Here is a 23,765-nt window from a genome sequence, read left to right on the forward strand (position 1 = left end):
AGTGGCAAATTGTTCAGAAACCCCGCCAGCTTATGCTGCCGGGGTTTCTTTTTGGCCTGAATTCCACCATGGTTGTGTTACGTTCGAGCACAAACTCCGCCGGGTTTCAGGTGGAAATAGGATGACATAATCTCTATAATTGGCGCGATTTTGGGTACGTCTGGCACCCGTTTCTCATCTTTCCCTTTTGCCGAAAGCAAGGTGAACCTCAACCTGTAAGCTTTCGCTGCGTCGGTGCAGCCATCCTGGTGCATCCCGGCAAGGGAATCTGGGCCACAGGGACCGACGTTACAAATCCATCGAATAGTTTCTGATGATTGGATAAGGCTAATGATCAAGATCAAAAAAGGCCTGGATCTTCCCATCAGCGGCGCTCCTGAGCAGACCATTACTGACGGCAAACCCGTTCGCCACGTGGCGTTGATCGGTTTTGACTATAACGGCATGAAGCCGACGATGGCTGTAAAAGAGGGAGACCGTGTCAAGCGCGGTACGCTGCTGTTCACGGACAAGAAGACCGAAGGCGTGCGTTATACCTCCCCGGCTGCCGGTGTGGTAAAAGAGATCAATCGTGGTGAGCGTCGTGTTTTCCAGTCGATTGTCATCGAGATCGATGGTGACGATGCCGAAACCTTCGCTCGCTATAACGAGGCGGACCTGGCCGGCCTGGAGCGGCAGCAGGTCGTCGATAACCTGGTGGAATCCGGGTTGTGGACCACGCTGAGGACACGTCCTTACAGCAAGGTGCCGGCTATCGATACGGCCCCTCATTCCATTTTTGTGTCTGTGATGGATACCAACCCGCTGGCTGCTGACCCGACCGTTATCATCCGGGAAAACAGCGCGGCGTTTGAAAAAGGCCTGAAAATCCTGAGCAAGCTGACCACTGGCAAGGTGTTTGTCACCGGTAAGCCTGGCTCGGATGTGCCTGTTCCCAAAACGGATAGCGTCGAAGTTCACCAGTTTGATGGTGTTCATCCGGCCGGTAACGTAGGCACCCATATCCATTACCTTGACCCGATTGCCGGTGACAAGGTGGTCTGGTCGATTGGCTACCAGGATGTGATCGACATTGCCAGGCTGTTTGAAACCGGAGAACTGCCGGTGGAGCGGGTGGTTGCCATTGGTGGTCCCAAGGCCCTTAAGCCGCGTCTTATCCGCACTCGTATTGGCGCTAACCTGAACGAGCTTCTGAAGGACGAATTGGCCACCGACTGCGATGTACGCATGATCTCCGGCTCGGTGTTCGGCGGTCGTCGTGGTGACGGTCCCTGTGCTTATCTTGGTCGTTTTGCCAACCAGATATCTGTTCTGGAAGAGGGCTATAAGCGTGAGTTCATGGGCTGGCTGTCTCCGGGGCCGAACAAGTTCTCGGTGCTGAACATCTACCTGTCCAAGCTGGCACGCAGCAAGCTTTTCAACTTCACCACCACCACCAACGGCAGTGAACGTGCCATGGTGCCGGTGGGCACGTATGAAGAGGTCATGCCCCTGGATATCCTGCCGACTCAGCTGCTGCGCTCGCTGATTGTGGGCGACACGGAAACGGCACAGAAGCTGGGTGCACTGGAACTGGATGAAGAAGATCTGGCGCTGTGTACCTTCGTGTGCCCGGGTAAATACGAATACGGTCCGATTCTCCGCGAGAACCTGACCCGAATCGAGATCGAGGGCTAATACGATGGCAATCCGACAGTTTCTCGATGGCATCGAGCATCACTTTGAAAAAGGTGGCAAGTACGAGCGCTGGTACGCGCTTTACGAAGCCGTCGATACCATTTTCTACACGCCTGGCAGTGTAACCTCCACCACGGCTCACGTTCGTGACGGCGTTGATCTGAAGCGCATCATGATCACCGTGTGGTTGTGTACCTTCCCGGCCATGTTCTTCGGTATGTGGAATATTGGCTTCCAGGCCAACAGCTTCCTCGCTGAAAATCCGGATGCCCTGATGGGTGACGGTGGCCTGCGTACTGCGTTTATCAGCGCCCTGGCCGGTAACGATGCTGCCAGTATCTGGGATAATTTCGTCTACGGTATGGCGTACTTCCTGCCCATTTACCTCGTGACCTTCGTTGTAGGTGGTTTCTGGGAAGTACTGTTTGCCACCGTTCGCCGCCACGAAGTCAACGAAGGCTTCTTCGTGACCTCCGTGTTGTTTGCGCTGATCTGCCCGCCGGATCTTCCGTTGTGGCAGGTGGCTTTGGGTATCACCTTCGGTGTGGTGATCGGTAAGGAAGTATTTGGCGGTACCGGCAAGAACTTCCTCAACCCGGCGCTCACCGGTCGTGCGTTCCTGTACTTCGCATACCCGGCACAAATCTCCGGTGATACCGTATGGACGGCTGTCGATGGCTTCAGTGGCGCTACCGCATTGAGCTGGGCCGCCAGTGGCGGTCTGGAAGCCCTGCAGGAGCAGATTGGCTGGATGTCCGCGTTCATGGGCACCATTCAGGGCTCCGTGGGCGAAACCTCCACCCTGGCGGTTCTGATTGGCGGCATCATCCTGCTGATCATGAAGATTGCGTCTTACCGCATCGTTGGGGGCGTTCTCATCGGCATGATTGCCATGACACTACTATTGAACATCATCGGTTCCGACACCAATCCGATGTTTGATGTACCGGCGCACTGGCACCTTGTCATGGGCGGTTTTGCCTTTGGTATGATGTTCATGGCAACCGACCCCGTGTCTGCAGCCATGACCAACACCGGTCGCTGGTGTTTCGGTATTCTGGTCGGCGTGATGACCGTGCTGATTCGCGTTGTTAACCCGGCGTTCCCGGAAGGCATCATGCTCGCCATCCTGTTCGCCAACCTGTTCGCACCGTTGATGGATCACTACGTGGTTCAGGCCAACATCAAACGGAGGCTCGCTCGTGGCTAAAGCTAAAGAAACTGTCTCCAGAACGCTGCTTGTTGCCCTGGTACTGAGTATTGTCTTCTCGGTTGTGGTTTCCACCGCCGCGGTGTCTCTCAGACCGGCACAGATCAAGAACCAGAATCTGGATATCAAAACCAACATCCTGGCGGCTGCCGGTATGTTGAAGGAAGGTGCGAGCGCCGACGAAATTGAGGAGGATTTCTCCCGTTTTGACGTGCGTTTGCTGGACCTGGACAGTGGTGACTATGTCGAACCCTCCGAGGTCGGGGTAGAGGATCCGATGAAGTACGATATGTACAAAGCCGCGTCCGATCCTGCCATGTCCATCAACATTCCATCGTCGGAAGACAAGGCAGGTATCAAGCGCCGCCCGAACGTGGCCAAAATTTACACGCTCTCTGAAAACGGCGAACTGGTACGTGTGGTTCTGCCGGTCCACGGGTACGGCCTGTGGTCCACCCTGTACGGTTTTGTTTCCCTGGAAGGCGACGCCAACACCATTGAAGGGCTGGGCTTCTATTCCCACGCTGAAACACCGGGTCTTGGTGGCGAAGTGGACAACCCCCGCTGGAAAAGTCAGTGGGTTGGTAAGGAAGTCTACGGCGATGAGCTGGAAGAGCCTCAGATCCGCCTGGTTAAAGGTGGCGTAAGCGCCGATGCTGCTGACAAGGAGCATAAGGTTGATGCGCTCTCCGGTGCGACCCTGACGAGCCGCGGTGTGCAGCAGCTGGTTAACTACTGGATGAGTGACCGTGGCTACGCACCGTTCCTGAAAAAACTTCGTGAAGGGGAGGTCTGATCATGGCAGACGCTTCAGCCAAACAGGTTCTCTTCGAACCGATTTTCAGTAACAACCCGATCGCGTTGCAGATTCTTGGTATCTGTTCCGCGCTGGCGGTAACTACCAGCATGAGCGTAACCCTGGTTATGTGTATGGCGGTTATCGCGGTAACAGCCTGTTCCAACCTGGCGGTTTCTCTTGTGCGTGCCCAGATTCCGGGCAGTATCCGGATCATCGTCCAGATGACCATCATCGCGTCACTGGTTATTGTGGTCGACCAGATACTCAAGGCTTATGCCTACGAAATCTCCAAGCAGCTGTCGGTATTTGTTGGACTGATCATCACCAACTGTATCGTGATGGGCCGTGCGGAAGGTTTCGCCATGAAGAATGGCCCGTGGCTGAGCTTCCTGGACGGCGTTGGTAACGGTTTGGGCTACTCGGTGCTGCTTATCTTCGTTGCGTTCTTCCGTGAGCTTCTGGGTGCCGGGTCACTGTTTGGTGTGTCCCTGATGCCGGTGGTGAACGAAGGTGGCTGGTATGTGCCAAACGGTCTGTTGCTGCTGCCGCCGAGCGCGTTCTTCATTATCGGCCTGGCCATCTGGGGCTTGCGCACCTGGAAGCCGGAGCAGGTTGAAGAGCCTGATTACAAGATGTCTCGCCATACCGTTAAGGAGGCCTTCTGATGGAACATTATATCAGTCTGATTCTGAAGGCCATCTTCGTCGAGAACATGGCGCTGGCCTTCTTCCTGGGCATGTGTACGTTCCTGGCGATCTCCAAGAAGATCGAGGCTGCCGCCGGTCTGGGTATCGCGGTTGTTGTGGTGCTTACCATTACGGTCCCGGTGAACAACCTGCTGTACAACAGCATTCTCCGTGAAGGCGCTCTGGCGTGGGCAGGTTTGCCGAATGTTGACCTGAGCTTTCTTGGCCTGCTTACGTATATCGGTGTCATCGCCGCACTTATCCAGATCATGGAAATGATACTGGATAAGTACATCCCGACCCTCTATGCGGCATTGGGGGTGTTTCTGCCGTTGATTACAGTGAACTGCGCCATCCTGGGCGCCTCACTGTTTATGGTCGAGCGTGACTATACCTTTAGTGAAAGCGTGGTGTACGGGTTTGGTGCAGGTGTTGGCTGGGCGCTGGCAATACTGGCCCTGGCCGGTATCCGTGAGAAGCTCAAGTACAGCGACGTTCCCGAGGGGCTGCGTGGCCTGGGTATCACCTTCATTACGGTTGGTCTGATGTCCCTAGGCTTCATGTCATTCTCAGGTATTTCACTGTAATCAACCCGGTGATTCGGTTTAACGAAAAGGCGAGACCATGAGTACAGAAATTATTCTCGGCGTGGTCATGTTCACCGTTATCGTACTGGCCCTTGTCGCAGTCATCCTCGCGGCACGGTCCAGGCTGGTAAGCACCGGTGATGTGACTATCGAAGTCAATGACGACCCGGAGCACACCCTGACCACTGAGGCCGGTGGTAAGCTCCTGGGAACGTTGGCAAACAACGGCATTTTCCTGTCATCAGCCTGCGGCGGTGGCGGCACCTGTGCCCAGTGCAAGTGTAAGGTTCTGGACGGTGGCGGCGCGATGCTGCCCACGGAAAAGACCCACTTCACCAACCGTGAAGAGAAAGAAGGCTGGCGCCTGTCCTGCCAGGTTCCTGTCAAGCAGGATATGAAGGTGGAAGTTCCGGAGGAATTCTTCGGGGTCAAGAAGTGGGAGTGCGAGGTTGTCTCGAACCACAACGTGGCCACTTTCATCAAGGAACTGGTGTTGAAGCTGCCTGAGGGTGAGGAAGTTGACTTCCGTGCTGGCGGTTACGTGCAGCTGGAGTGCCCTCCCTACGAGATCGATTTCAAGGATTTCGATATCGAGGAAGAGTTCCATGAAGACTGGGACAAGCACGACATCTGGCGTTACAAGGCGATCAACAAGGAAGAGACCATTCGCGCCTATTCCATGGCGAACTACCCGGAAGAGAAGGGTGTTCTCAAGTTCAACATCCGTATCGCCACGCCGCCTCCAGGCACGGATTATCCGCCGGGCATCATGTCCAGCTACGTGTTCAACCTGAAGCCGGGCGACAGGGTAACGGTCATGGGGCCGTTTGGTGAGTTCTTTGCGAAGAAGACCGACGCCGAAATGGTATTTATCGGCGGTGGCGCCGGTATGGCGCCGATGCGTTCCCACATTTTCGACCAGCTCAAGCGCCTGAACTCCAAGCGCAAGATCAGCTTCTGGTACGGTGCGCGAAGCGTCCGCGAGATGTTCTACGTGGAAGACTTTGACGGTCTGGCCGAGGAAAATGACAACTTCGAGTGGCACGTAGCCCTGTCCGACGCGCTGCCGGAGGATAACTGGGAAGGCCCGACAGGGTTTATCCACAACGTCTTGTATGATAAGTACCTGAAGGACCATCCGGCCCCTGAAGACTGTGAGTACTACATGTGTGGGCCCCCCATCATGAACGCGTCCGTAATCAAGATGCTCAAGGATCTGGGTGTCGAGGACGAGAACATCATGCTGGATGACTTCGGAGGGTAGTTTACTCACATGACATCCTGCATGTTTCGGCCCGTCAGGGTGGCAATGGTCAGCGTCTTCTGGGCGCTGGCTGTTGCCGCCCTGGCGGGTTGTTCGTTTGAGTCTGAGGAAAAGATCTGGGAAATTGCCGGCCCGGTGTTTGGCACCCAGTACCATATCAACGTCGTATTGACCGAGGATGAGTCCCGCCTTGAGAATCTGGGAAGCGGTATTGAACAGGTTCTGGAAGATGTAGACGCTTCCATGTCGACCTGGCGCGAGGATTCGGAGCTTTCCCGCCTTAACCATCGGGAGGACCAGTCGGCATGGATTGAGCTCTCTGAACCTCTCTACGAAGTGCTGTCTGTGGCGGCAGATGTATCCGATCTCACTGAAGGGGCGTTTGATGTCACGATCGGTCCGGTGGTCAACCTTTGGGGGTTCGGCCCCGATGCCCGGCCCGATAAAGTCCCCGACGATAAAGAACTCAAGGCGAAGCTAGGCCAGACCGGATACGAGAACATCGAATTGAGGGCAGATCCGCCAGCGTTGCGGACCCGTCGTCCTCAATACATCGATCTGTCGGCGATTGCCAAGGGCTATGCGGTGGATGTGGTTGCCCGCTATCTTGAGGAGGCGGGAATAGATGCTTACCTGGTGGAGATAGGCGGCGAAGTTCGTGTCAATGGCCGCAAACCCAACGGCGATGCCTGGCGTCTGGCCATTGAGGAGCCCGTTTCGGAGCGCCGTCAGATTAATCGTGTGGTGGCGCTGGATAGCCAGGCCATGGCGACTTCCGGTGATTATCGTAACTATTACGAATCGGAAGGCCGGCGTTATTCGCATACAATAGATCCTGAGACCGGTAAGCCAATTCGGCACAAACTTGCTTCCGTCACAGTGATTGCCGAGAACACCATGCTGGCGGATGCGCTGGCGACCGGTTTCAACGTCATGGGCTATGAGCGGGCACAGGCACTGGCCACCCGTGAAAACATGGCGGCTTACTTCATCGTACGAGGTGATAACGGGTTTGAGACTCACTACACGCCCGCATTTACCGCGTACCTGGCAGATTAGGGGAGGGCTTATGGGTACCTTTCTGTTGGTTTTACTGATTGTTTCCATGCTGGTGGCAGCCATGTCGATCGGTGTGATTTTCGGCCGCAAGCCGATCAGCGGTACCTGCGGCGGCATTGGTGCCCTGGGTATCAGCAAGTCCTGTGACATATGTGGCGGGAATACGCAGAAGTGTGAAGAGGAAAACGAGCGCCTTGCCAATGAGGGCAAGACGGCGGATGAGCTGAGCTACGACGCTAGCAAAACCGGTGATCGCTGATCCCGCACCAATAAATAAGAACACATTTTAACGACGTAGATAAGGAGTCACTGCACGCATGGCAGAACATCATTACGACGTCGTCGTTATCGGCGCTGGCCCTTCCGGAGAAGGCGCAGCGATGAATGCGACGAAACACGGCAAACGTGTCGCGATCATCGAAGACAAGCCCACGGTTGGCGGTAACTGCACCCACTGGGGCACCATCCCTTCCAAGGCGCTGCGCCATTCGGTCAAACAGATCATCACCTTCAATACCAACCAGATGTTCCGGGATATCGGTGAGCCCCGCTGGTTCTCTTTTCCACGGGTGTTGCAGAATGCCCAGAAGGTGATCGATAAGCAGGTTAACCTGCGAACCCAGTTTTACGCCCGTAATCGGGTAGATCTGATCACTGGCCGTGCGTCATTTCTGGACAAGCACCGCATCGAAGTCCGCGGTAACAAGTCAGTTGAGACCCTGCACTTCAAACAGGCCATTGTTGCCACCGGGTCCCGGCCATACCTGCCGCCGGATGTGAATTTCCGCCACCACCGGATCTACAACTCGGACACCATCCTGAACCTGTCCCATACTCCCCGTACCCTGATTATCTACGGTGCCGGTGTAATCGGCTCGGAATACGCGTCCATTTTTGCCGGCCTGGGTGTGAAGGTTGACCTCATCAACCCCGGTAGCCGTCTGCTGACGTTCCTGGATGACGAGATTTCTGATGCTCTGAGCTATCACCTGCGTAATAACGGCGTGCTGGTTCGTCACAACGAGGAATACGAATCGGTTGATGGCGATGATCATGGTGTGGTGCTGTCGTTGAAATCCGGCAAGAAAATCCGTGCCGATGCCTTCCTGTGGTGCAATGGCCGCAGCGGGAACACCGAAAAACTTGGCCTGGATAACGTCGGGTTGGTGCCCAACGGCCGTGGCCAGTTGGCGGTGGACGAACATTACCGTACCGAAGTGGATACCATCTATGCCGCTGGCGATGTGATCGGCTGGCCCAGTCTGGCCAGCGCCGCCTACGATCAGGGCCGCTCAGCGTCGTCCGATATCCTGCACGACGAATTCTTCCGCTTCGTATCGGACGTGCCGACCGGTATCTACACCATTCCCGAGATCAGTTCCGTGGGCAAGACCGAGCGCGAGCTGACCGAAGCCAAGGTGCCCTATGAAGTGGGTCAGGCGTTCTTCAAGGATCTGGCCCGCGCCCAGATCACCCGCGAAGCCGTGGGTATGCTGAAGATCCTGTTCCACCGCGAGACCCGCGAGATTCTCGGCATTCACTGCTTTGGAGACCAGGCGGCGGAGATCGTGCACATCGGCCAGGCCATCATGAACCAGGAAGGGGAAGCCAATTCCCTGAACTATTTCATCAATACCACGTTCAACTACCCGACCATGGCGGAAGCCTACCGGGTAGCGGCATTGAACGGATTGAACCGGATCTTCTGATCGGTGTGGCTGACGGGAACCGGGCTGCGGCTATCCGCACCCCGGTTTTTTTGTGCCTGTGATGTCAGCTCGTGGATACGGCGGCGTCTTCCGACTTGTTCTCCGTGGCATTTCCCCGGGGCAGGCTGATCAGGGAGCGGGCGCGATTGTCAAAGTACATGCGGGTACTGGTGGGGAAGTCGGAAATGATGCTGTCGACCCCCTGCTGCTCCAGTTCCAGCATGTCGTGGATCCGGTTGACGGTCCAGGCTGACACATGCATGCCGCGACGATGGGCGTCGTCCACCAGGGATTTCGAACAGATCTTCCAATTTACACACAGGAACTCGCAGTGCAGCCGTGAGGCGACGTTGATCGGGCGCGGGAATTTGCGCTCGGCTACAAGGCCAATGGTGATATTCTTGTCCCGCCGCCGGATTTGCTGCAGGAACCAGACATCTGACGAGGTCACGGTGACCCGCTGGTAAAGGTTTCTGCGCTGGATGATCTCAGTCAGGCGGTTGCACAATACGTTCAGCCGCTGACGGTTGTCTTTCTTGACCTCCAGCTGCAGGTGCTCCAGATCCGCGAATGCGTCCAGCAGTGTTTCCAGGGCCGGTATGCCGACCTTTCTGGACCAGGATGGGGTTGCGCCCTTTCTCGCATCCATCGCTGCCAGTTCCTCACTGGTGAAGCTGGTCACGGCGCCTTTCTGACCGGTGGTGCGGTCAACCGTCAGGTCATGGATGATCACCGGCTTGCCGTCTTTTGACAACACCAGGTCCAGTTCGAAATGGCGGATGCCGTGCCGGTAGGCGTGGGAAAATCCGGCCAGTGTATTTTCCGGGGCTTCTCCCTTGGCCCCACGGTGTCCGTAGACAATCATTCTGTTGCTGATTCCTTAAGACGTTGATAAATGGCCTGGCGTTTTTTCCAGGTGTCGTGACACAGGCGGATATCTTCCAGGTAAGCGGGCAATTCGTTCATCAGCAGCGCCTGTGGACCGTCCACCAGGGCTTTCTCCGGTTTCGGGTGGAAGTCCACCAGCACCATGTTGGCGCCGGCAATGACGCCCTGAGCCGTTGCGTGCATGACATCCAGAACGCCGTCCGGCGCTTTCTCACGGCTGCCCACGGAATGGGACGGGTCTACACACACCGGCATACGCGTCAGCCGCTTAACCGCCGGCACATGGGCGAAATCCACCATGTTACGGTGGGGCTGGCCCGCCTCGGTTTTCATGCCCCGCAAGCAGAAAATAACGTTGGCGTTGCCCTCGCTGGCCAGGTATTCGGCGGCATTCAGGGACTCGTTCAGAGTGATACCAAAGCCTCGTTTCAGCAGCACCGGGTAGGTACTCTGGCGGCCAATGGCTTTCAGCAGCTCAAAGTTCTGGGTATTACGGGTACCCACCTGAAGCATCACGCCGGTGGGGCGGCCCAGTTTCTCGAGGCAGGTGTCTATCTCTTCGATATGGCTCTCGTGGGTGATCTCCATGGCGATGACTTTGATGCCATGTTTTCCCGCCTTTTCGAACACCCAGGGCAGACAGCCCTTGCCATGCCCCTGGAAGGAGTAGGGGTTGGTACGCGGCTTGTAGGCGCCCATGCGGGTGCAGACCTCGCCATGATCTTCCAGCGCCTGCATCATCATCTCTACGTGTTCGGGCACGTCAACCGCACACAGCCCGGCGAATATGTTCAGGTTGGACTGACTGAATTCCACATCGTTGTAGGTAAAGCCGCTTTGGCGTCTGTCATCGCGGTGGCGGCCCAGAATACGGTAGTCATCGGAAATCCGGATAGCCCGCTCCACCGCCGGCAGGGCTTCAATCTCTTCCTTGTCGAGAGACTTGGTGTCACCCAGCAGGTAGATTTCCGTCAGCCGCTGGCTGGCGCCCTGAACCTCATGAACCCGAACCGAGACGCCCGGCAGGTTCTCCAGGAAATGCATGGTCTGCCGGTAGGCGTCGCTGTCCAGTGGCGTATCGGGGTGGAGAATGGCTAGCATGTTGACTCCTTTAACAGTCAGTCCGCGCCTTCCGCACGATGGCGAGCCTGCATGTATTCGCGGTGATTAAGATGCAGCAAATCGGCCATGCGGCGAATGAGATGTTCCTCGTATTTGTCGATCCGGCCATCGGCAAATGCCACCCGCCAGATGCTCTCCAGCAGGCTCTGCTTGGCGGTCTGGTCCAGGTGTTCATTGATCTGGCCGGTAAACTCATACAGTGACGTGGCGTCATCCGCGTGGCTGAGGGCATCCTGCAGGATGTCCTCGGCTTCTTCACGGGTAACCTCATGGGCATTGACGGCGCAATCCACAATGGTCTGCAGTTCCCGCTCATCCTCATTGTTATCAATGCGCGAGAGCTGGACCATCAGCGCTGTGGCAGCGACGGCCAGAGAGTGCGGGTCCGGTGCTTCACGGGTTGCCTCGGTAGGGGCAAATAATTGCTTCAGACGTTCGATCATGACCTGAAGGGTTCTCCTGTATATTTACGACCGTTACGCCGCTTTTGCCAGTTGCCTGACACGACCTTCCAGCTCGATCTGGTCTGCGGCAAAGCGGCGAATGCCTTCAGCCAGCTTCTCGGTCGCCATGGCGTCTTCGTTGGATTCCCAGCGGAACAGATGTTCATCCATCGCACCGAACCCATCGGAGCTGGAGGCAGTGGCCGGTGACAACTGGCGCGACAGCGGCGCGGTATCATCTTTCAGCTCCTGCAACAGGGCAGGGCTGATGGTCAGGCGGTCACAGCCGGCCAGCATCTCGATTTCACCGAGATTGCGGAAGCTGGCGCCCATCACCACGGTCTTGAAACCGTTGGCCTTGTAGTAATTATAGATGCGGGACACAGACTGGACGCCGGGATCTTCCGCTGCCGGGAAGCTGTCCCGACCGCTGTGGGCCAGGTGCCAGTCCAGGATACGACCCACGAACGGTGAAATCAGGAAAGCCCCGGCATCGGCACAGGCCGCCGCCTGCACAAACGAGAACAGCAGCGTCAGGTTGCAATGGATGCCTTCTTTCTCCAACTGCTCCGCCGCGCGAATACCTTCCCAGGTGGAAGCGATCTTGATCAGCACCCGGCTGGTGTCCACACCTTGCTCCCGGTACAGGTCGACGAGCCTGCGAGCCCGGGCCAGAGTGGCGTCGGTATCGAAAGACAGGCGGGCGTCCACCTCGGTGGAGACCACGCCGGGAATCAGTTCCAGAATCTCGCGTCCGGCCAGCACGGCCAGGGCATCCGTGGCGTAGCCCAGTTGCTCGGCGTCAGAGCCGCCTTGCTGGCTTGCCATGGCAACGGCCTTGTCCAGCATAGGGCGATAGGCGTCTGACGCAGCAGCTTTCAGCAGCAGGGAGGGGTTGGTGGTGGCGTCCTCGGGGCGCCACTGGGCGATGGCATCCAGGTCACCGGTATCGGCAACCACCGTGGTCATGGCTTTCAGTTGTTCAAGCTTGCTGGTCATTCGTCGTCCTGTCGTCCTGTCTGAATTGTTTTCCCTACAATAACGGGCTGGTCTGACAGGAACAAGACAACAAAACGTATAGACCCGATTAAGCCGTCGCTATTACTGGCTCCGATGGCTCCTTCACCTTCGCCAGGGCTTCCTGGATGACCTCCAGCCCGGCCCCGGGTTTATGGGCGTTCTCGCTGATGTAGCGGCGGAACTGCCGACCGCCGGGCTGCCCATGGAACAGTCCCAGCAGGTGACGTGACATGTGCGTAAGGAACACGCCCCGCTCCAGTTCACTCTGGATAAAGGGAAGCATGGCACGCAGGGCATCATGGCGGCTTTGCACCGGTGTCGCTTTGCCGAAGAATTCCGGGTCTACACCGGCGAGCAGCCACGGGTTGTGGTACGCCTCTCGGCCCAGCATCACGCCATCCGTGTGCTCCAGGTGCTGGTGGCACTCCTCAAAGGTCTTGATGCCGCCGTTGATGATGATCTCCAACTCCGGGTATTTGGCCTTCAGGCGATACACCCAGTCGTATTTCAGCGGCGGAATGTCCCGGTTTTCCTTAGGGCTCAGGCCCTCAAGAATGGCAATGCGGGCATGGACGATAAACGTACGGCAACCGGCGGCCGCGACCTTCTCAACAAACTCGCACAGATCATCCCAGGACTCCCGCCCGTCAATCCCGATGCGGTGCTTGACCGTCACCGGCAGGCCCGTGGCGTCGATCATCGCCCGCACGCCCTCGGCCACCTTGTCCGGGTGCCCCATCAGACAGGCACCGATCATATTGTTCTGCACCCTATCACTGGGGCAGCCCACATTCAGGTTCACCTCATCAAACCCGTACCGCTCCGCCAGCTTCGCACAATGGGCCAGCTCACCGGCATCACTGCCGCCAAGCTGCAGCGCCAGCGGATACTCCGCCTCGTCATGACGCAGAAACCGTGCGGTATCGCCGTGAATCAACGCACCGGTGGTGACCATTTCCGTGTAGAGCAGGGTGTGGCGGCTGAGCTGGCGCGCCAGGTAGCGGTAGTGGCTGGTAGTCCAGTCCATCATTGGCGCCACGCAGAACTTCCGGGAGGGCTCTGATCCGGTGCTTACACTCATTGCCGGTGAATGGTCGACGTTGCCTGTTGTGCTGTTTGCGGTCATTGACTGCCCAATCTGAATCTATCCGTCATCTGCTGTTGTGATCTACGGAGCAATTGAAAACGGGGATTATTGTATCAGGAAAGCGAACCCGCTGGCCGTAAGGCTTTTGCGAAATGTTTCTGGTGGCTCAAGGCGGTGAGCTAGCGTCGAAGCTGAGAATTATTGCGTCGCCACATTCGCGGAGCCAATCCCGTCCAACTCTTGAAAGCCCGGGTAAAATTCGCAGGATCCGCAAAACCAAGCAGCTCACTAACACTCTGAATCTCCAGATCGGAAGTCGCTAGCAGATGGCAACTGTCCCGCCGCCGGACATCATCCAGCAGCTGCTTATAACTCAGGCCCCGCTCATGCAGCCGTCGGCGCAATGTCCTTGTTGTCAGGCACAGATTGGCAGCCAGCTGCTCGGGGGCGGGGTAGCCATTCTGGCCCAGCACCAAATGGGCGCGGACCTGGCGGGCAATGTCGTTATCGATCTCTGTGAGCGCGCTTTCCCGTTCACATTGCGCCAGCGCCTGGGCCAACCCTTCCGGGTTGGCGGTTGGTAATGGCTGGTCCAGCCAGGATCTGTCACCGCCCAGAACCACGCCAGCACGGGGCATATTGAACCTCACGCCAGGCACTTGCAGCTGTCGGCTGCTATAACCCCCGGGTTCCGGTCCGCATAACCAGATTTCTCGCTCATTGGGCAGCATGGGCAACACGAACTCCATGCCCCGAATCATGCTGGTCAGAATGGAACTGAACATCATTTCCCGGAGTGGAACCGGGATGGGCACTTCCGGTTCGATCTCAAAGAACAGATCGGTTTCCGATTCTCTCACTGTCATCAGTGTGCCGCGCCCGCGTAAGTGCCAGAACCGCTCCAGAATTGAAATGGCCTCACGTGGGGTGGGGGCACACATCAATGCGTATCCCAGGTTGCCGTGGGCGGTCAGTGGTAAGCGTAGGCCGGTATCGAAGCCCAGGGCGGTGTCGTCAATCGCGGCGTGAACCGCCTCGAAAAGCTGCAGGGTTTGCAGGTATGAGATCCGCCCTGCGGGGTCGTCCAGAATCTCAGCCGACACACCTGCGCGCTGAAGGATCCCGCTGTGGTTTGCGCCAAGTTCCACCGCCGACGCGACAAACATGCGGGGATAGGTCACGGGCTGGTTGGGCTGCCGGGTCCAGCCGGGCATCTCTGAAGCTGTGATGGTCTGTGGAGATCCGTCGAACATTGGCCACCAATGACAAGTGCTTTGTCCGCCAAACATCTCACGGAGGTATCCATCTGACCAGTACTCTATGGGCCAGATTACAAGAAATCCCCCATACCGGAGACTGTCGATGACTTCAGTCGTTAACCTCAAAGCTATTCGTTCACAGAAACGTAAGCTCGCCAAACCACCCCTGAGCGTGATTCCCCAGGTGCGCCGCCCGAATATCGACCTGGCAGGGGATGTGCCCAAATACTGGTGGGACAACGATCCGGTCAAAACCCTGTTACTGGCAGCGTTGTCCTCCGGGTTTCCGCCGGGGGAGACCTTCTTTATCGATTCGGTACGCCATTACCAGGACCGCATCACCGATCCGGAATTGAAAAAAGCCGTGCGCGGATTTATTGGTCAGGAGGCGCATCACTCCCGGGAGCACAAGTTGCTGAACGGCTTTCTGGAAGAGCGGGGCGTCGGTCTCGGCCGGCTGGAGGCCGAAATTCAGGCGTTCATGGACTGGATGCGTAAGAACTTCAGCCCCGAACGGCAACTGGCCCACACCGTGGCGGTTGAGCATTTCACCGCGCTGATGGCGGAAGAATTCCTGTTGAAGTATGACGCGCTGGAAGAAATGGACCCGCGCATGGCAAAGATCTGGGCCTGGCACGCCATTGAGGAATCCGAACACAAGGCGGTGGCTTTTGATGTGTTCAAGGCCGTTGGTGGTCGTGAGAGCGTGCGGCTGCAGGAAATGCTGATTGTGAGTGTGATTTTCCCGGTGTTTACCAGTATCCATTTGGTGCAATTGATGAAGGAAGACGGCCAGTTGGGCAATCTGAAGTCCTGGGCCGGCGCCCTGAACTATATGTGGGGTAAGCCCGGGGTGTTTCGCAAACTTCTGCCATCCTATCTCAAGTTCTATAGCCCGGGATTTCATCCGTGGAATCACGATGCCCGCACGCTGGTTGAGAAAGCCAAGGCAAAATGGCTCGGAGAGCCAAGCTGACCGGCAGCGATTACATGTCATGATGAGTGCAAGACACCAACGGGCAATGCCTGTTTTAATTCAATAATAAGGAAGAATGAATGACCGCTTATACCGCTGTTTTGTTGTACGCCGGATGGATGCTGATTCTGGCGCTGATCTACGCCACTCCCCGAGTGCCCCAGGCCTTGACCGGTGCAAAACCCATCGACAGCTGGGAGCGCAACAAGCAGCCGAGTGATGCGCCTATTCTGCAGCGCGCCAAGGCCGCGCACCTGAACTGTATCGAGAATTTCGCGGTGTTTGCATCGGTTGTCGTCGTCGCCGGCCTGATGGATCGTCTGGACGTGGTCAACACTCTGGCGGCGTTTGTTCTTTATGCACGAATGGCTCAAAGCCTGGTACATATCAGCGGCACGTCATTTGTACAGATACTGCTGCGGGCGACGTTCTTCCTGATCCAGATCGTGCTGGTGCTGGTGATGGTGTACGGCTTGCTTCTCGGTTGATAGAGATGGGGCCTGCCCGGCTTTCGGACTAAGCGGGTGTGTCTCCCCGCCTTGATCTTGGACAAGGCTCTCCTGTGGCCTCCCTGATATGCTGGTTGCAATGACGCGCCCAGCCGGGGAGGGCTTCACCATGCCGGATCATGAGACGGGCTCCGCTACTCTCGAACCGTTCCCCTGGAACCGGAATTTTGAGACCGGAATCGATGAGATTGATCAGCAACACCGGGTGCTGGTCGACATTCTGAATCGGCTGGCCCAACATTTTGTCTCCGGTGACGCCAGGGTGGATTGCGAACACATCCTTGATGAGTTGCTTGCTTACGCGGCGTTTCACTTCAAGTCCGAAGAAGCTATCTGGCGTGAGGGTCTGGGTACCGGGGACGCAGTCCGGAATCATCACGACAGCCACCAACTCTTTTTTGCGCAGATTCAGATTTTCAGGGGCAGTAAGGCCCGTGAAGAGCAGGTGCTTGCGGACATTTTCGACTATCTTGCCAGGTGGCTGGCTTTCCATATTCTTGAATCTGATCGGCGTATGGCGCTGACTGTGCTGGAGCTGAAACGCGGCAGCACTCTGGTTGAGGCAAGGCGTGCGGTGGATGATCAGTTGAGCGGCCAAGTGTCGGCCACCGTATCAGCATTGTTGGAAAAGTACGCGGGCTTGTCGGCCCGAGTTGCCCGGTCAATCAGGGAGGCTCACCGCGGCAGGCCCTAATGAAACACAATAACTCCAAGGACTTCCCGTGAAAGAATGCATCTTCATCACCGGCGCCGCCGCTGGCATCGGCCGCGAAACCGCGCTTCTGTTTGCTTCCAAAGGCTGGTTTGTCGGGGCAGCAGACCGGGACGAGTCGGCGTTGGCCTCGCTGCGGCACGAGCTGGGTGAGGACCGCTGCAGTACCCATGTGATGGATGTGGTGGATGAGGCATCGGTGAAGCAGGGGCTGGCGGATTTTGCCGAGCGCACCAACGGACAACTGCGGTTGCTGCACAACAATGCCGGCATTCTGAAGGTGGGGCCGTTCGAGGAGATCGGTATGGCGGCGCATCGGGCCATTATTGAGGTCAATGTGATCGGGCTGATGACGGTGTTGCACGCCGCTTTTCCGTACCTGAAGGCGACGCCGGATGCCCAGGTGGTGAATATGAGTTCGGCGTCTGCCGCCTACGGGATTCCGGATTTTGCCTCCTATTCGGCCAGCAAGCACGCGGTCCGGGCGATGACGGAGGCGTTGGATATTGAATGGGAGCCCCACGGTATTCGTGTGTGCGATCTGATGCCGCCGTTTGTGAATACCGGCATGGTTCAGCAGAACGAGCAGGGCTCGCGGCTGTTCGAGCGTCTTGGCGTGAATCTGACGCCGGATGTGGTGGCCGCCCAGGTTTGGGCGCAGGTGGAGCAGCCGCGCCTGCACCGGCCAATCTCGATGCAGTTCCGCGCGTTGTGGCCCATTGCCAAATCCGCACCCGCGTCGGTCACCCGTGGTGTGCTGCGCAGGCTGTGGCGCAAATAAGGCAGACCTTATCAAGACGCTAGCCTGCTAACTTTGTTATCCTTTCGGGCCTTGTGAGAGTGGGGTTCGGGAGAAATTCAACATGCCGGTAATGGTTCAGGCGCTGGTGCCTGTGTTTGCGCTGATTGTGATGGGGCACCTGTTCCGCCGCTGGAACTTCCCCGGTGAAGGCTTCTGGATGCAGGCGGAGCGCTTCACCTACTACGCGCTGTTTCCCGCCATGCTGGTCTATAAACTGGGCCAGGCCCGCTTGCCCGCCTCCGCCTATGGCGACATCCTGCTTTTGATAGTGGCCATGCTGCTGGTGATGACACTGGTGCTGACGTTGCTGCAGTGGTTCTGGCGCTGGCCAGGACCGGTGTTCTCTTCCGTTTTTCAGGGCGGTATCCGTTTCAATTCTTACGTGGGGCTGGCGGCGGCCGGCATGCTGCTGGGCGACGACGGGCTATCGCTGATTGCCATTGCCGTGGCGGTCAAGGTGCCGTTGCTCAATCTGCTGTGCATTCTGATGTTCTCGCTGGCGGCGGGCCAGGGGCCACTGCGGTTGCGGCCGGTGTTGAAAGCGATAGTGACCAACCCGCTGATTGTGGGGTCGGTTATTGGTGTGATCTGGAGCTATTTCCAGATCGGGTTCCACCCGCTGATTGCCGGTATTCTGGCGCCGTTGAGCGATCTGGCGTTGCCCATGGGGCTGATGACGGTAGGGGCGGGGTTGCAACTGAAGGCGTTGCGGGGCGCGTCGATGCCGTTCCTGGTGTCGTCGGTGGCCAAGCTGGTAGCGTTTCCGCTGATTACCGCCGGGCTGGCGCTATTGTTGGGGCTGGACGGTATGCTGGTGCAGGTGGCGGTGTTGCTGGCGGCGCTGCCCACCGCAACTTCGTCCTACATACTGGCGCGCCAGCTCGGTGGTGACGCGCCCCTGATGGCCGGCATCATCAGTGGCCAGACGTTGCTGGCCATGATCACGATTCCGTTGTTACTGGGCATTCTCTGGTAGGCACGTCAGCGCGTTGTCGGCGATACCCTGAAGAAAGTTCACGTAGCCGTCCCGGTCGGATTCAATCTCGGTGGCCAGCGGATCCCAGGTGCTGAACGTAATGTCCAGGCCCTGGGTGATGGAACGCCACCACTGGCGGTTGAACTGGGGTTCGGTCAGCAGGCAGGGCTGATTGGCCTTGCGCAGTTTGTCCTGAACTTCGGCAATGTGCCGGGCGCCCGGAGACAGTTCGGGGTTCAGGGTGAGAATACCGTCCAGCTTCAGGTTGAAGTGCCCGGCGTATCGCGTGAAAGCGTCGTGATAGGCGAACAGGCTGATGTTGGCCAGTGGCTCAAGGCGGTGTTGAATGTCTTCTTCAGCCTCTAGGAGCGTCCTTTCGAATCGCGCCAGGTTTGCATCCAGGGCCTTTGTGTTGGCGTCTTCCAGTTGTGACAGCGCCTTGTGGATGTCTTTTGCCATTTCCAGGGCCAGTACCGGATCCAGCCAGATGTGAGGGTCTTCACCTGCGCCATGGTCATGGCCGTGTGCGTCGTGGCCAGGTTCATCGTGGTCGCCGTGGTCGTCATGATGATCGTCGCCGTGGTCATCATGGTGCAGGTCAGTGTCGTCGGCCCGGGGTACGTCATCGCCGTGTATCAGCGACACTGTGCGTTCCCTGAATTCTTCACCACCCAGCAGGCGGGACAGGAACGTTTCCATTTCCGGGCCAACCCAGAAGATGACATCGGAATTCTCCAGCGCCCGGCGCTGTGACGGGCGCATAGTGTAGTTGTGGGGGCTGGAGCCTGCCGGGACCAGGCTGGTGACTTCGACATCGTCCGGTGCGACGGCTTTGACCAGAAGTTCCACCGGTTTGATGGAGGTAACGACGTTGGTGGCGGCCAGTGCTGAAAGCGGGCTCAGCAGCGCTGCCAGTCCCAGCACCGCGGCGCTGGCTTGTGATTTGTTAGGCATGATGGTGTCGTGCTCTGAAACAGGATTGGAACGTTATAATATAACAAGCGAGCTGCTGATTAAAGATCGGGTCGCTCCAATCATGCGAAATCCGTTCTGGGCCGTTATAATGCGTGGCTTTCCAGTCGGCCACTTATCTATCAGGATCGTTACATGACCGTACGTACCCGAATTGCTCCGTCACCCACCGGTGATCCACACGTTGGTACCGCCTTCGTGGCCCTGTTCAACCTGTGCTTTGCCCGTCAGCATGGCGGCCAGTTCATCTTGCGTATTGAAGATACCGACCAGGCCCGCAGCACCGACGAGTCCGAGCAGGACATCCTGCGTGCCCTGCGCTGGCTAGGTATGGAGTGGGACGAGGGCCCGGATGTCGGCGGGCCACACGGGCCGTATCGCCAGTCCGAGCGCAAGGATTCCTATCGTCAATACGCATTGGATCTGGTGACCGCTGGCCATGCGTTCTACTGTTTCCGCACTCCGGAAGAACTGGAAGCCATCCGCGAAGAGCGCAAGGCCCAGGGCCTGAACCCCGGTATCAAGGGTAATCTTGAATTGCCGGAGGAAGAAGTGAAGCGTCGCCTGGACGCTGGCGATCCCTATGTGATCCGGATGAAAGTGCCGGATGAGGGCGTGTGTGAAATCCGCGACATGCTGCGTGGCACCATTGAGATCGATTGGTCCCAGGTGGACTGCCAGATCCTGCTGAAATCCGACGGCATGCCCACCTATCACCTGGCCAACGTGGTGGACGATCACCTGATGGGCATCACCCATGTGTTGCGGGGTGAGGAATGGATCAATTCTGCGCCCAAGCACAAGCTTCTGTACCAGTACTTCGGCTGGGATATGCCGGAGCTGTGCCACCTGCCGCTGCTGCGTAACCCGGACAAGAGCAAGCTGTCCAAGCGCAAGAATCCCACCAGCATCAATTTCTACGAGCGTATGGGCTTCCTGCCGGAAGCGGTCACCAACTACCTCGGTCGTATGGGCTGGTCCATGCCCGATGAGCGGGAAAAGTTCACCCTGGACGAGATGGTCGAGAACTTCGACATCCAGCGGGTATCCCTGGGTGGTCCGGTGTTCGATGTGGAAAAACTGCGCTGGCTGAACGGCCTGTGGCTGCGTGAGGACCTGAGCGACGATCAGTTCGTGGAGAAGATGCGCAACTGGTGGTTCAACGAAGACGCACTGCGCGCGCTGATCCCGCACATCAAGGGCAGGGCGGAAGTATTCTCCGATGTTGCACCGATGGCAGCGTTCATGTTCTCCGGCATGCTCAATCTCAAACCGGAGGACTTTACCCACAACAAACTGGAAGAAGCCCAGATCAAGCGAGTGCTCCAGTTCACCCTGTGGAAGCTCGAAGCCCAGCGCCACTGGAGCAAGGACAACATCTTCGCCGACATCAAAGCCCTGGCCAAGGCTATGGACCTGAAAATGGGCGATTTCATGTTCTCCATCTTCGTGGCCATTGCCGGCACGCCCAATTCCTGGTCGGTGATGGACTCCATGGCATTGCTCGGACCGGACATGACCCGTTCACGGTTGCGTCACGCCCTGGGAGTATTGGGTGGCTTTTCAAAGAAAGAAACCAAGCGAGTGGAAAAAGAATACGCCGCATTGCTCGCGGAATAACCGCTTTGGTGAAGAAATGAACGGAATGAACAGGGAAGTTCAGAAAACTGAAAAAATTGAAGAAAAGAGGTTGACGCCCATAGGGCGGATCCTTAATATACGCAGCCGTTGAGGGGCCATAGCTCAGCTGGGAGAGCGCAACACTGGCAGTGTTGAGGTCAGCGGTTCGATCCCGCTTGGCTCCACCAATTTCTAGTCCCCTTCGTCTAGTGGCCTAGGACTCCGCCCTTTCACGGCGGCAACAGGGGTTCGAACCCCCTAGGGGACGCCAATGCGGCTTGACGGTTTAGTCCACCGGAAAGCCATCAAAAAAACCGCCTTCGGGCGGTTTTTTTGTGTCTGAAGAAAAGTGAGTGCCAAGGTCTGGCGAGAAGGGAGTTAGCGTGAAGCAATAGCTCCCTTGCCAACCCCTTCGTAAGCCTTCACTCGAATGGATTCTTCCGGAAACTCCGCCTTGAGCTGATCCGCCATATGCGCGGCGATCAATTCCACGGTGGTGTCTGTCGCTAGCATATAAACCCTTCGCTCCGGCAGCGTCAGCGCGAATTCGCCCTGGTTGGCCTCATACTCAAAGGTCACGTAGGTAACGCCGTCCTCGGCCACCCACCGCTGGGTCACGTCCTCTTCCGAACCCACGTAGATATCCCGCCACAGCGTCGCCCAACGCTTTTCCAGTTCATAATCACGGTGACCATTGCGATCAATGCGGATAGGGGAGCGGTGACCATGGGCGATGCGCTGGCAGTTGCCCAGATGCTTCTTCAGGCCGTGGACATAATGGTAATAGGGCCCTTCGATCACATCCTCGCGCAGGTGGACCTCAACATTGGTGACGTTGCCCGGCAATACGGCCATCAACTCCCGCTCCAGCAGTGCGGCCACGGCCGAGGGCAAAACCCGCTCCGAGGACAGCCAGACGACGGCTTCATCCGGTGAGCGATGCACAATCCGCGAGCCGTCCGTCAGCGTCCAGGTAAAGGTATCGGGTTCTTCCTCGGTCCAGGCCAGGCCATCATAGCCACGGGGAACCACCAGGCGGTGGTCCACGCGCTCGTCGATCACCCGCTTGATGGTGCGCTTCACGTTGCTGAAGTCGAACACCATGCCCTGTTCGTCCAGCTCGCCGCCGAGGACCACATCGGCAATCCAGCTTTCCCCCACCAGGCCGCGATTCGGGTCCAGGTAAGCGAAATCAATAACGGTGAGGTTGTCCACAAACAGGTGATTCATCGGGAAGTCCGAAAAGGATGAGGTTGATTGATGGGCGGATTCTACCAAAAATCCCCGGAACCTATCAGCCTTTTCATTGCGGCAGGCGCGGTGGAAGCGCCTCAGCCAAACAGACCCGACAACCAGGCGATCCCGACTGTGAAAATACTGAGGCTGATGGTCAGGCCAACGGTGTAGAATTTCGATGTGGAAGAGTGCTGCCGGGCCACGTACAGATCAATGGTGCGCTGGGCAATGTCTTCCGCTGTTTCCCGTGAGATCTCGTGAGCCTGCTGTATGGCCTCAGACTGCAGGGTTTGCCAGAATTCCGTATCAATGGTCTGTACGCTGGTAATGTGGTCCTTGAGTTCGGCCATGTGGTTGCCAGTAAAACCGTTGGTGCGCGACAGATCCATGCGCAGTTCCGCCAGTTCCCGCCCCAAGTTGAGGTTGACCTCGGCGGCCACTTCATCCCGCAGGTTGCGGGTGCGTTCTTCCACCAGGTCGGCCAGCGCTCCAAGTTTCTCGTCAACGGTGGCTGCCTGCTTTTTGCCGGCTTCGTCCAGGGCTCGTTTCAGATGATCGAACTGTTCATCAAACAGATCGCTCAGCAGTTCGTGCAGGCGGTTGTTGATGTGGGTTTTGATTGTCGAGCGGGCAACTTGCTCCGCCAGATCCCCGTCCTCAGGAAGGTTTGCTGTTCCGTTCACTGGTGTCGGTGGTTCTTCTGCTGGCTCCGGCGATGTGACCGTCGGCTGCGGGGGCTCGGGCAGGGTACCGTTGGAGACATCACTCGTCAGCTGCTCCAGGACCAGGGTCAGTCCCTCGGTGTGAGGCGGTTTGGTGAGGATGTTGTAGATGCCGAAATTACGGGCTTCCTCCATAAAAGAGGGGGATTTCCGGGACGTACACATGATGACGGGAATGCCCGCGGTCTCCGGGTTGCCCTTGATGGCCTTGGTGGCTTCCACGCCATTCATGCCGGGCATCAGGTGATCCATGAAGATCACGTCCGGGTGGTTATGGCTATTGAGAAAGTCCAGAGCCTCTTCTGCGGAGCTGGCCATGTTGACTTTCAATTCATGGTTTTCCAGCAATTTGCTCAGGGCAAACCTCGCCACCTTAGAGTCGTCTACCAGGAGTGCGTTCTTGATCGCCATGTCACAACCTCAACCTGTT

At 57.4% G+C, this 23,765-nt stretch carries 24 protein-coding genes and 2 tRNA genes; 17 read left to right on the forward strand and 9 right to left on the reverse strand.

Annotated elements, in window-relative coordinates:
• Window positions 1–330 precede the first annotated feature (330 nt).
• From ACQUWM_RS01060 to sthA, 9 genes are read left to right on the forward strand one after another with little or no spacing between them, the layout of a single operon-like run.
• The gene (locus ACQUWM_RS01060; RefSeq protein WP_407001094.1) at window positions 331–1,677 is read left to right on the forward strand and encodes a Na(+)-translocating NADH-quinone reductase subunit A; all 1,347 of its coding nucleotides are present in this window, start codon (window positions 331–333) and stop codon (window positions 1,675–1,677) included.
• Between the two features lie 4 nt (window positions 1,678–1,681).
• The gene (locus tag ACQUWM_RS01065) at window positions 1,682–2,887 is read left to right on the forward strand and encodes an NADH:ubiquinone reductase (Na(+)-transporting) subunit B (protein WP_428920893.1); all 1,206 of its coding nucleotides are present in this window, start codon (window positions 1,682–1,684) and stop codon (window positions 2,885–2,887) included.
• Entirely contained in the window at window positions 2,880–3,683 is an 804-nt protein-coding gene (locus ACQUWM_RS01070; RefSeq protein ID WP_428920894.1) for a Na(+)-translocating NADH-quinone reductase subunit C, read from the forward strand. The genes ACQUWM_RS01065 and ACQUWM_RS01070 overlap by 8 nt, the downstream gene beginning before the upstream one ends.
• 2 nt (window positions 3,684–3,685) lie before the next feature.
• Complete coding sequence (locus tag ACQUWM_RS01075; RefSeq protein WP_428920895.1) at window positions 3,686–4,351, forward strand: NADH:ubiquinone reductase (Na(+)-transporting) subunit D; 666 nt, start codon at window positions 3,686–3,688, stop codon at window positions 4,349–4,351.
• Complete coding sequence (gene nqrE / locus ACQUWM_RS01080) at window positions 4,351–4,959, forward strand: NADH:ubiquinone reductase (Na(+)-transporting) subunit E (protein ID WP_406984787.1); 609 nt, start codon at window positions 4,351–4,353, stop codon at window positions 4,957–4,959. The genes ACQUWM_RS01075 and nqrE overlap by 1 nt, the downstream gene beginning before the upstream one ends.
• A gap of 37 nt (window positions 4,960–4,996) precedes the next feature.
• A complete protein-coding gene (gene nqrF / locus ACQUWM_RS01085; protein WP_428920896.1) occupies window positions 4,997–6,223 on the forward strand; it encodes an NADH:ubiquinone reductase (Na(+)-transporting) subunit F in 1,227 nt (408 codons plus the stop codon).
• 9 nt (window positions 6,224–6,232) lie between these two features.
• Window positions 6,233–7,282 carry an FAD:protein FMN transferase gene (locus tag ACQUWM_RS01090; RefSeq protein ID WP_428920897.1) on the forward strand — a complete coding sequence of 350 codons (1,050 nt, stop codon included), beginning with the start codon at window positions 6,233–6,235 and terminating at the stop codon, window positions 7,280–7,282.
• A 10-nt stretch (window positions 7,283–7,292) separates the two neighbouring features.
• A complete protein-coding gene (gene nqrM, locus ACQUWM_RS01095) occupies window positions 7,293–7,541 on the forward strand; it encodes a (Na+)-NQR maturation NqrM (protein WP_428920898.1) in 249 nt (82 codons plus the stop codon).
• A 58-nt stretch (window positions 7,542–7,599) separates the two neighbouring features.
• Complete coding sequence (gene sthA / locus ACQUWM_RS01100; RefSeq protein WP_407001102.1) at window positions 7,600–8,991, forward strand: Si-specific NAD(P)(+) transhydrogenase; 1,392 nt, start codon at window positions 7,600–7,602, stop codon at window positions 8,989–8,991.
• A 64-nt stretch (window positions 8,992–9,055) separates the two neighbouring features.
• Here the strand turns inward: sthA and ACQUWM_RS01105 are convergent, their stop codons facing one another.
• The 6 genes from ACQUWM_RS01105 to ACQUWM_RS01130 all read right to left on the reverse strand — a co-directional run bounded on the left by ACQUWM_RS01105 (window position 9,056) and on the right by ACQUWM_RS01130 (window position 14,804).
• The gene (locus ACQUWM_RS01105) at window positions 9,056–9,856 is read right to left on the reverse strand and encodes a glycerophosphodiester phosphodiesterase (protein WP_428920899.1); all 801 of its coding nucleotides are present in this window, start codon (window positions 9,854–9,856) and stop codon (window positions 9,056–9,058) included.
• A complete protein-coding gene (locus ACQUWM_RS01110; RefSeq protein WP_428920900.1) occupies window positions 9,853–10,980 on the reverse strand; it encodes a 3-deoxy-7-phosphoheptulonate synthase in 1,128 nt (375 codons plus the stop codon). The genes ACQUWM_RS01105 and ACQUWM_RS01110 overlap by 4 nt, the downstream gene beginning before the upstream one ends.
• Window positions 10,981–10,997: 17 nt before the next feature.
• The gene (locus ACQUWM_RS01115; RefSeq protein WP_407001105.1) at window positions 10,998–11,444 is read right to left on the reverse strand and encodes a TerB family tellurite resistance protein; all 447 of its coding nucleotides are present in this window, start codon (window positions 11,442–11,444) and stop codon (window positions 10,998–11,000) included.
• Between the two features lie 33 nt (window positions 11,445–11,477).
• Complete coding sequence (gene tal / locus ACQUWM_RS01120; RefSeq protein ID WP_428920901.1) at window positions 11,478–12,443, reverse strand: transaldolase; 966 nt, start codon at window positions 12,441–12,443, stop codon at window positions 11,478–11,480.
• 88 nt (window positions 12,444–12,531) lie between these two features.
• Window positions 12,532–13,545 (reverse strand): tRNA dihydrouridine(20/20a) synthase DusA, encoded by a 1,014-nt coding sequence (gene dusA, locus ACQUWM_RS01125; RefSeq protein WP_407001149.1) that lies wholly within the window; start codon window positions 13,543–13,545, stop codon window positions 12,532–12,534.
• 185 nt (window positions 13,546–13,730) lie between these two features.
• Window positions 13,731–14,804 (reverse strand): AraC family transcriptional regulator, encoded by a 1,074-nt coding sequence (locus tag ACQUWM_RS01130; protein WP_428920902.1) that lies wholly within the window; start codon window positions 14,802–14,804, stop codon window positions 13,731–13,733.
• A 109-nt stretch (window positions 14,805–14,913) separates the two neighbouring features.
• Here ACQUWM_RS01130 and ACQUWM_RS01135 point away from each other — a divergent pair, with 109 nt between their 5' ends.
• From ACQUWM_RS01135 to ACQUWM_RS01155, 5 genes are all read left to right on the forward strand, one after another.
• The gene (locus ACQUWM_RS01135) at window positions 14,914–15,786 is read left to right on the forward strand and encodes a metal-dependent hydrolase (protein ID WP_428920903.1); all 873 of its coding nucleotides are present in this window, start codon (window positions 14,914–14,916) and stop codon (window positions 15,784–15,786) included.
• Window positions 15,787–15,866: 80 nt separating this feature from the next.
• On the forward strand, window positions 15,867–16,274 hold the full coding sequence (locus ACQUWM_RS01140; protein WP_407001109.1) for an MAPEG family protein: 408 nt from the start codon (window positions 15,867–15,869) through the stop codon (window positions 16,272–16,274).
• A 130-nt stretch (window positions 16,275–16,404) separates the two neighbouring features.
• Window positions 16,405–16,989, forward strand: a complete 585-nt coding sequence (locus tag ACQUWM_RS01145; RefSeq protein ID WP_428920904.1) for a bacteriohemerythrin — start codon at window positions 16,405–16,407, stop codon at window positions 16,987–16,989.
• A 28-nt stretch (window positions 16,990–17,017) separates the two neighbouring features.
• Complete coding sequence (locus ACQUWM_RS01150) at window positions 17,018–17,788, forward strand: SDR family oxidoreductase (RefSeq protein ID WP_407001111.1); 771 nt, start codon at window positions 17,018–17,020, stop codon at window positions 17,786–17,788.
• An 82-nt stretch (window positions 17,789–17,870) separates the two neighbouring features.
• Complete coding sequence (locus tag ACQUWM_RS01155) at window positions 17,871–18,785, forward strand: AEC family transporter (protein ID WP_407001112.1); 915 nt, start codon at window positions 17,871–17,873, stop codon at window positions 18,783–18,785.
• On the opposite strand, the gene ACQUWM_RS01160 is transcribed toward ACQUWM_RS01155, so the two are convergent.
• Window positions 18,765–19,739, reverse strand: coding sequence for a zinc ABC transporter substrate-binding protein (locus tag ACQUWM_RS01160; protein ID WP_428920905.1), 975 nt, complete (start codon window positions 19,737–19,739; stop codon window positions 18,765–18,767). The genes ACQUWM_RS01155 and ACQUWM_RS01160 overlap by 21 nt on opposite strands.
• Window positions 19,740–19,892: 153 nt before the next feature.
• Here ACQUWM_RS01160 and gltX point away from each other — a divergent pair, with 153 nt between their 5' ends.
• From gltX to ACQUWM_RS01175, 3 genes are all read left to right on the forward strand, one after another.
• Window positions 19,893–21,377 carry a glutamate--tRNA ligase gene (gene gltX / locus ACQUWM_RS01165; protein ID WP_407001114.1) on the forward strand — a complete coding sequence of 495 codons (1,485 nt, stop codon included), beginning with the start codon at window positions 19,893–19,895 and terminating at the stop codon, window positions 21,375–21,377.
• A gap of 112 nt (window positions 21,378–21,489) precedes the next feature.
• Window positions 21,490–21,565 (forward strand) — tRNA-Ala (locus ACQUWM_RS01170).
• 7 nt (window positions 21,566–21,572) lie between these two features.
• A tRNA-Glu gene (locus tag ACQUWM_RS01175) sits at window positions 21,573–21,648 on the forward strand.
• A gap of 107 nt (window positions 21,649–21,755) precedes the next feature.
• Here the strand turns inward: ACQUWM_RS01175 and ACQUWM_RS01180 are convergent.
• Window positions 21,756–22,607: a 6-carboxytetrahydropterin synthase gene (locus tag ACQUWM_RS01180; RefSeq protein ID WP_428920906.1), complete on the reverse strand. Its 852-nt coding sequence runs from the start codon at window positions 22,605–22,607 to the stop codon at window positions 21,756–21,758.
• Between the two features lie 101 nt (window positions 22,608–22,708).
• On the reverse strand, window positions 22,709–23,746 hold the full coding sequence (locus ACQUWM_RS01185; protein ID WP_428920907.1) for a response regulator: 1,038 nt from the start codon (window positions 23,744–23,746) through the stop codon (window positions 22,709–22,711).
• Window positions 23,747–23,765: the final 19 nt, after the last annotated feature.

Origin of the sequence: Marinobacter sp. DUT-3 (assembly GCF_050379435.1) — a bacterium.
Lineage (GTDB): Bacteria > Pseudomonadota > Gammaproteobacteria > Pseudomonadales > Oleiphilaceae > Marinobacter.

Excerpts from the sequence above, each read along its gene's own strand:
- ACQUWM_RS01060 (WP_407001094.1), top strand. The coding sequence starts at position 331 with ATGATCAAGATCAAAAAAGGCCTGGATCTTCCCATCAGCGGCGCTCCT.
- ACQUWM_RS01065 (WP_428920893.1), top strand. The coding sequence starts at position 1,682 with ATGGCAATCCGACAGTTTCTCGATGGCATCGAGCATCACTTTGAAAAA.
- ACQUWM_RS01075 (WP_428920895.1), top strand. The coding sequence starts at position 3,686 with ATGGCAGACGCTTCAGCCAAACAGGTTCTCTTCGAACCGATTTTCAGT.
- nqrE (WP_406984787.1), top strand. The coding sequence starts at position 4,351 with ATGGAACATTATATCAGTCTGATTCTGAAGGCCATCTTCGTCGAGAAC.
- nqrF (WP_428920896.1), top strand. The coding sequence starts at position 4,997 with ATGAGTACAGAAATTATTCTCGGCGTGGTCATGTTCACCGTTATCGTA.
- ACQUWM_RS01090 (WP_428920897.1), top strand. The coding sequence starts at position 6,233 with ATGACATCCTGCATGTTTCGGCCCGTCAGGGTGGCAATGGTCAGCGTC.
- nqrM (WP_428920898.1), top strand. The coding sequence starts at position 7,293 with ATGGGTACCTTTCTGTTGGTTTTACTGATTGTTTCCATGCTGGTGGCA.
- sthA (WP_407001102.1), top strand. The coding sequence starts at position 7,600 with ATGGCAGAACATCATTACGACGTCGTCGTTATCGGCGCTGGCCCTTCC.
- ACQUWM_RS01105 (WP_428920899.1), bottom strand. The coding sequence starts at position 9,856 with ATGATTGTCTACGGACACCGTGGGGCCAAGGGAGAAGCCCCGGAAAAT.
- ACQUWM_RS01110 (WP_428920900.1), bottom strand. The coding sequence starts at position 10,980 with ATGCTAGCCATTCTCCACCCCGATACGCCACTGGACAGCGACGCCTAC.
- ACQUWM_RS01115 (WP_407001105.1), bottom strand. The coding sequence starts at position 11,444 with ATGATCGAACGTCTGAAGCAATTATTTGCCCCTACCGAGGCAACCCGT.
- tal (WP_428920901.1), bottom strand. The coding sequence starts at position 12,443 with ATGACCAGCAAGCTTGAACAACTGAAAGCCATGACCACGGTGGTTGCC.
- dusA (WP_407001149.1), bottom strand. The coding sequence starts at position 13,545 with ATGAGTGTAAGCACCGGATCAGAGCCCTCCCGGAAGTTCTGCGTGGCG.
- ACQUWM_RS01130 (WP_428920902.1), bottom strand. The coding sequence starts at position 14,804 with ATGTTCGACGGATCTCCACAGACCATCACAGCTTCAGAGATGCCCGGC.
- ACQUWM_RS01135 (WP_428920903.1), top strand. The coding sequence starts at position 14,914 with ATGACTTCAGTCGTTAACCTCAAAGCTATTCGTTCACAGAAACGTAAG.
- ACQUWM_RS01140 (WP_407001109.1), top strand. The coding sequence starts at position 15,867 with ATGACCGCTTATACCGCTGTTTTGTTGTACGCCGGATGGATGCTGATT.
- ACQUWM_RS01145 (WP_428920904.1), top strand. The coding sequence starts at position 16,405 with ATGCCGGATCATGAGACGGGCTCCGCTACTCTCGAACCGTTCCCCTGG.
- ACQUWM_RS01155 (WP_407001112.1), top strand. The coding sequence starts at position 17,871 with ATGCCGGTAATGGTTCAGGCGCTGGTGCCTGTGTTTGCGCTGATTGTG.
- ACQUWM_RS01160 (WP_428920905.1), bottom strand. The coding sequence starts at position 19,739 with ATGCCTAACAAATCACAAGCCAGCGCCGCGGTGCTGGGACTGGCAGCG.
- gltX (WP_407001114.1), top strand. The coding sequence starts at position 19,893 with ATGACCGTACGTACCCGAATTGCTCCGTCACCCACCGGTGATCCACAC.
- ACQUWM_RS01180 (WP_428920906.1), bottom strand. The coding sequence starts at position 22,607 with ATGAATCACCTGTTTGTGGACAACCTCACCGTTATTGATTTCGCTTAC.
- ACQUWM_RS01185 (WP_428920907.1), bottom strand. The coding sequence starts at position 23,746 with ATGGCGATCAAGAACGCACTCCTGGTAGACGACTCTAAGGTGGCGAGG.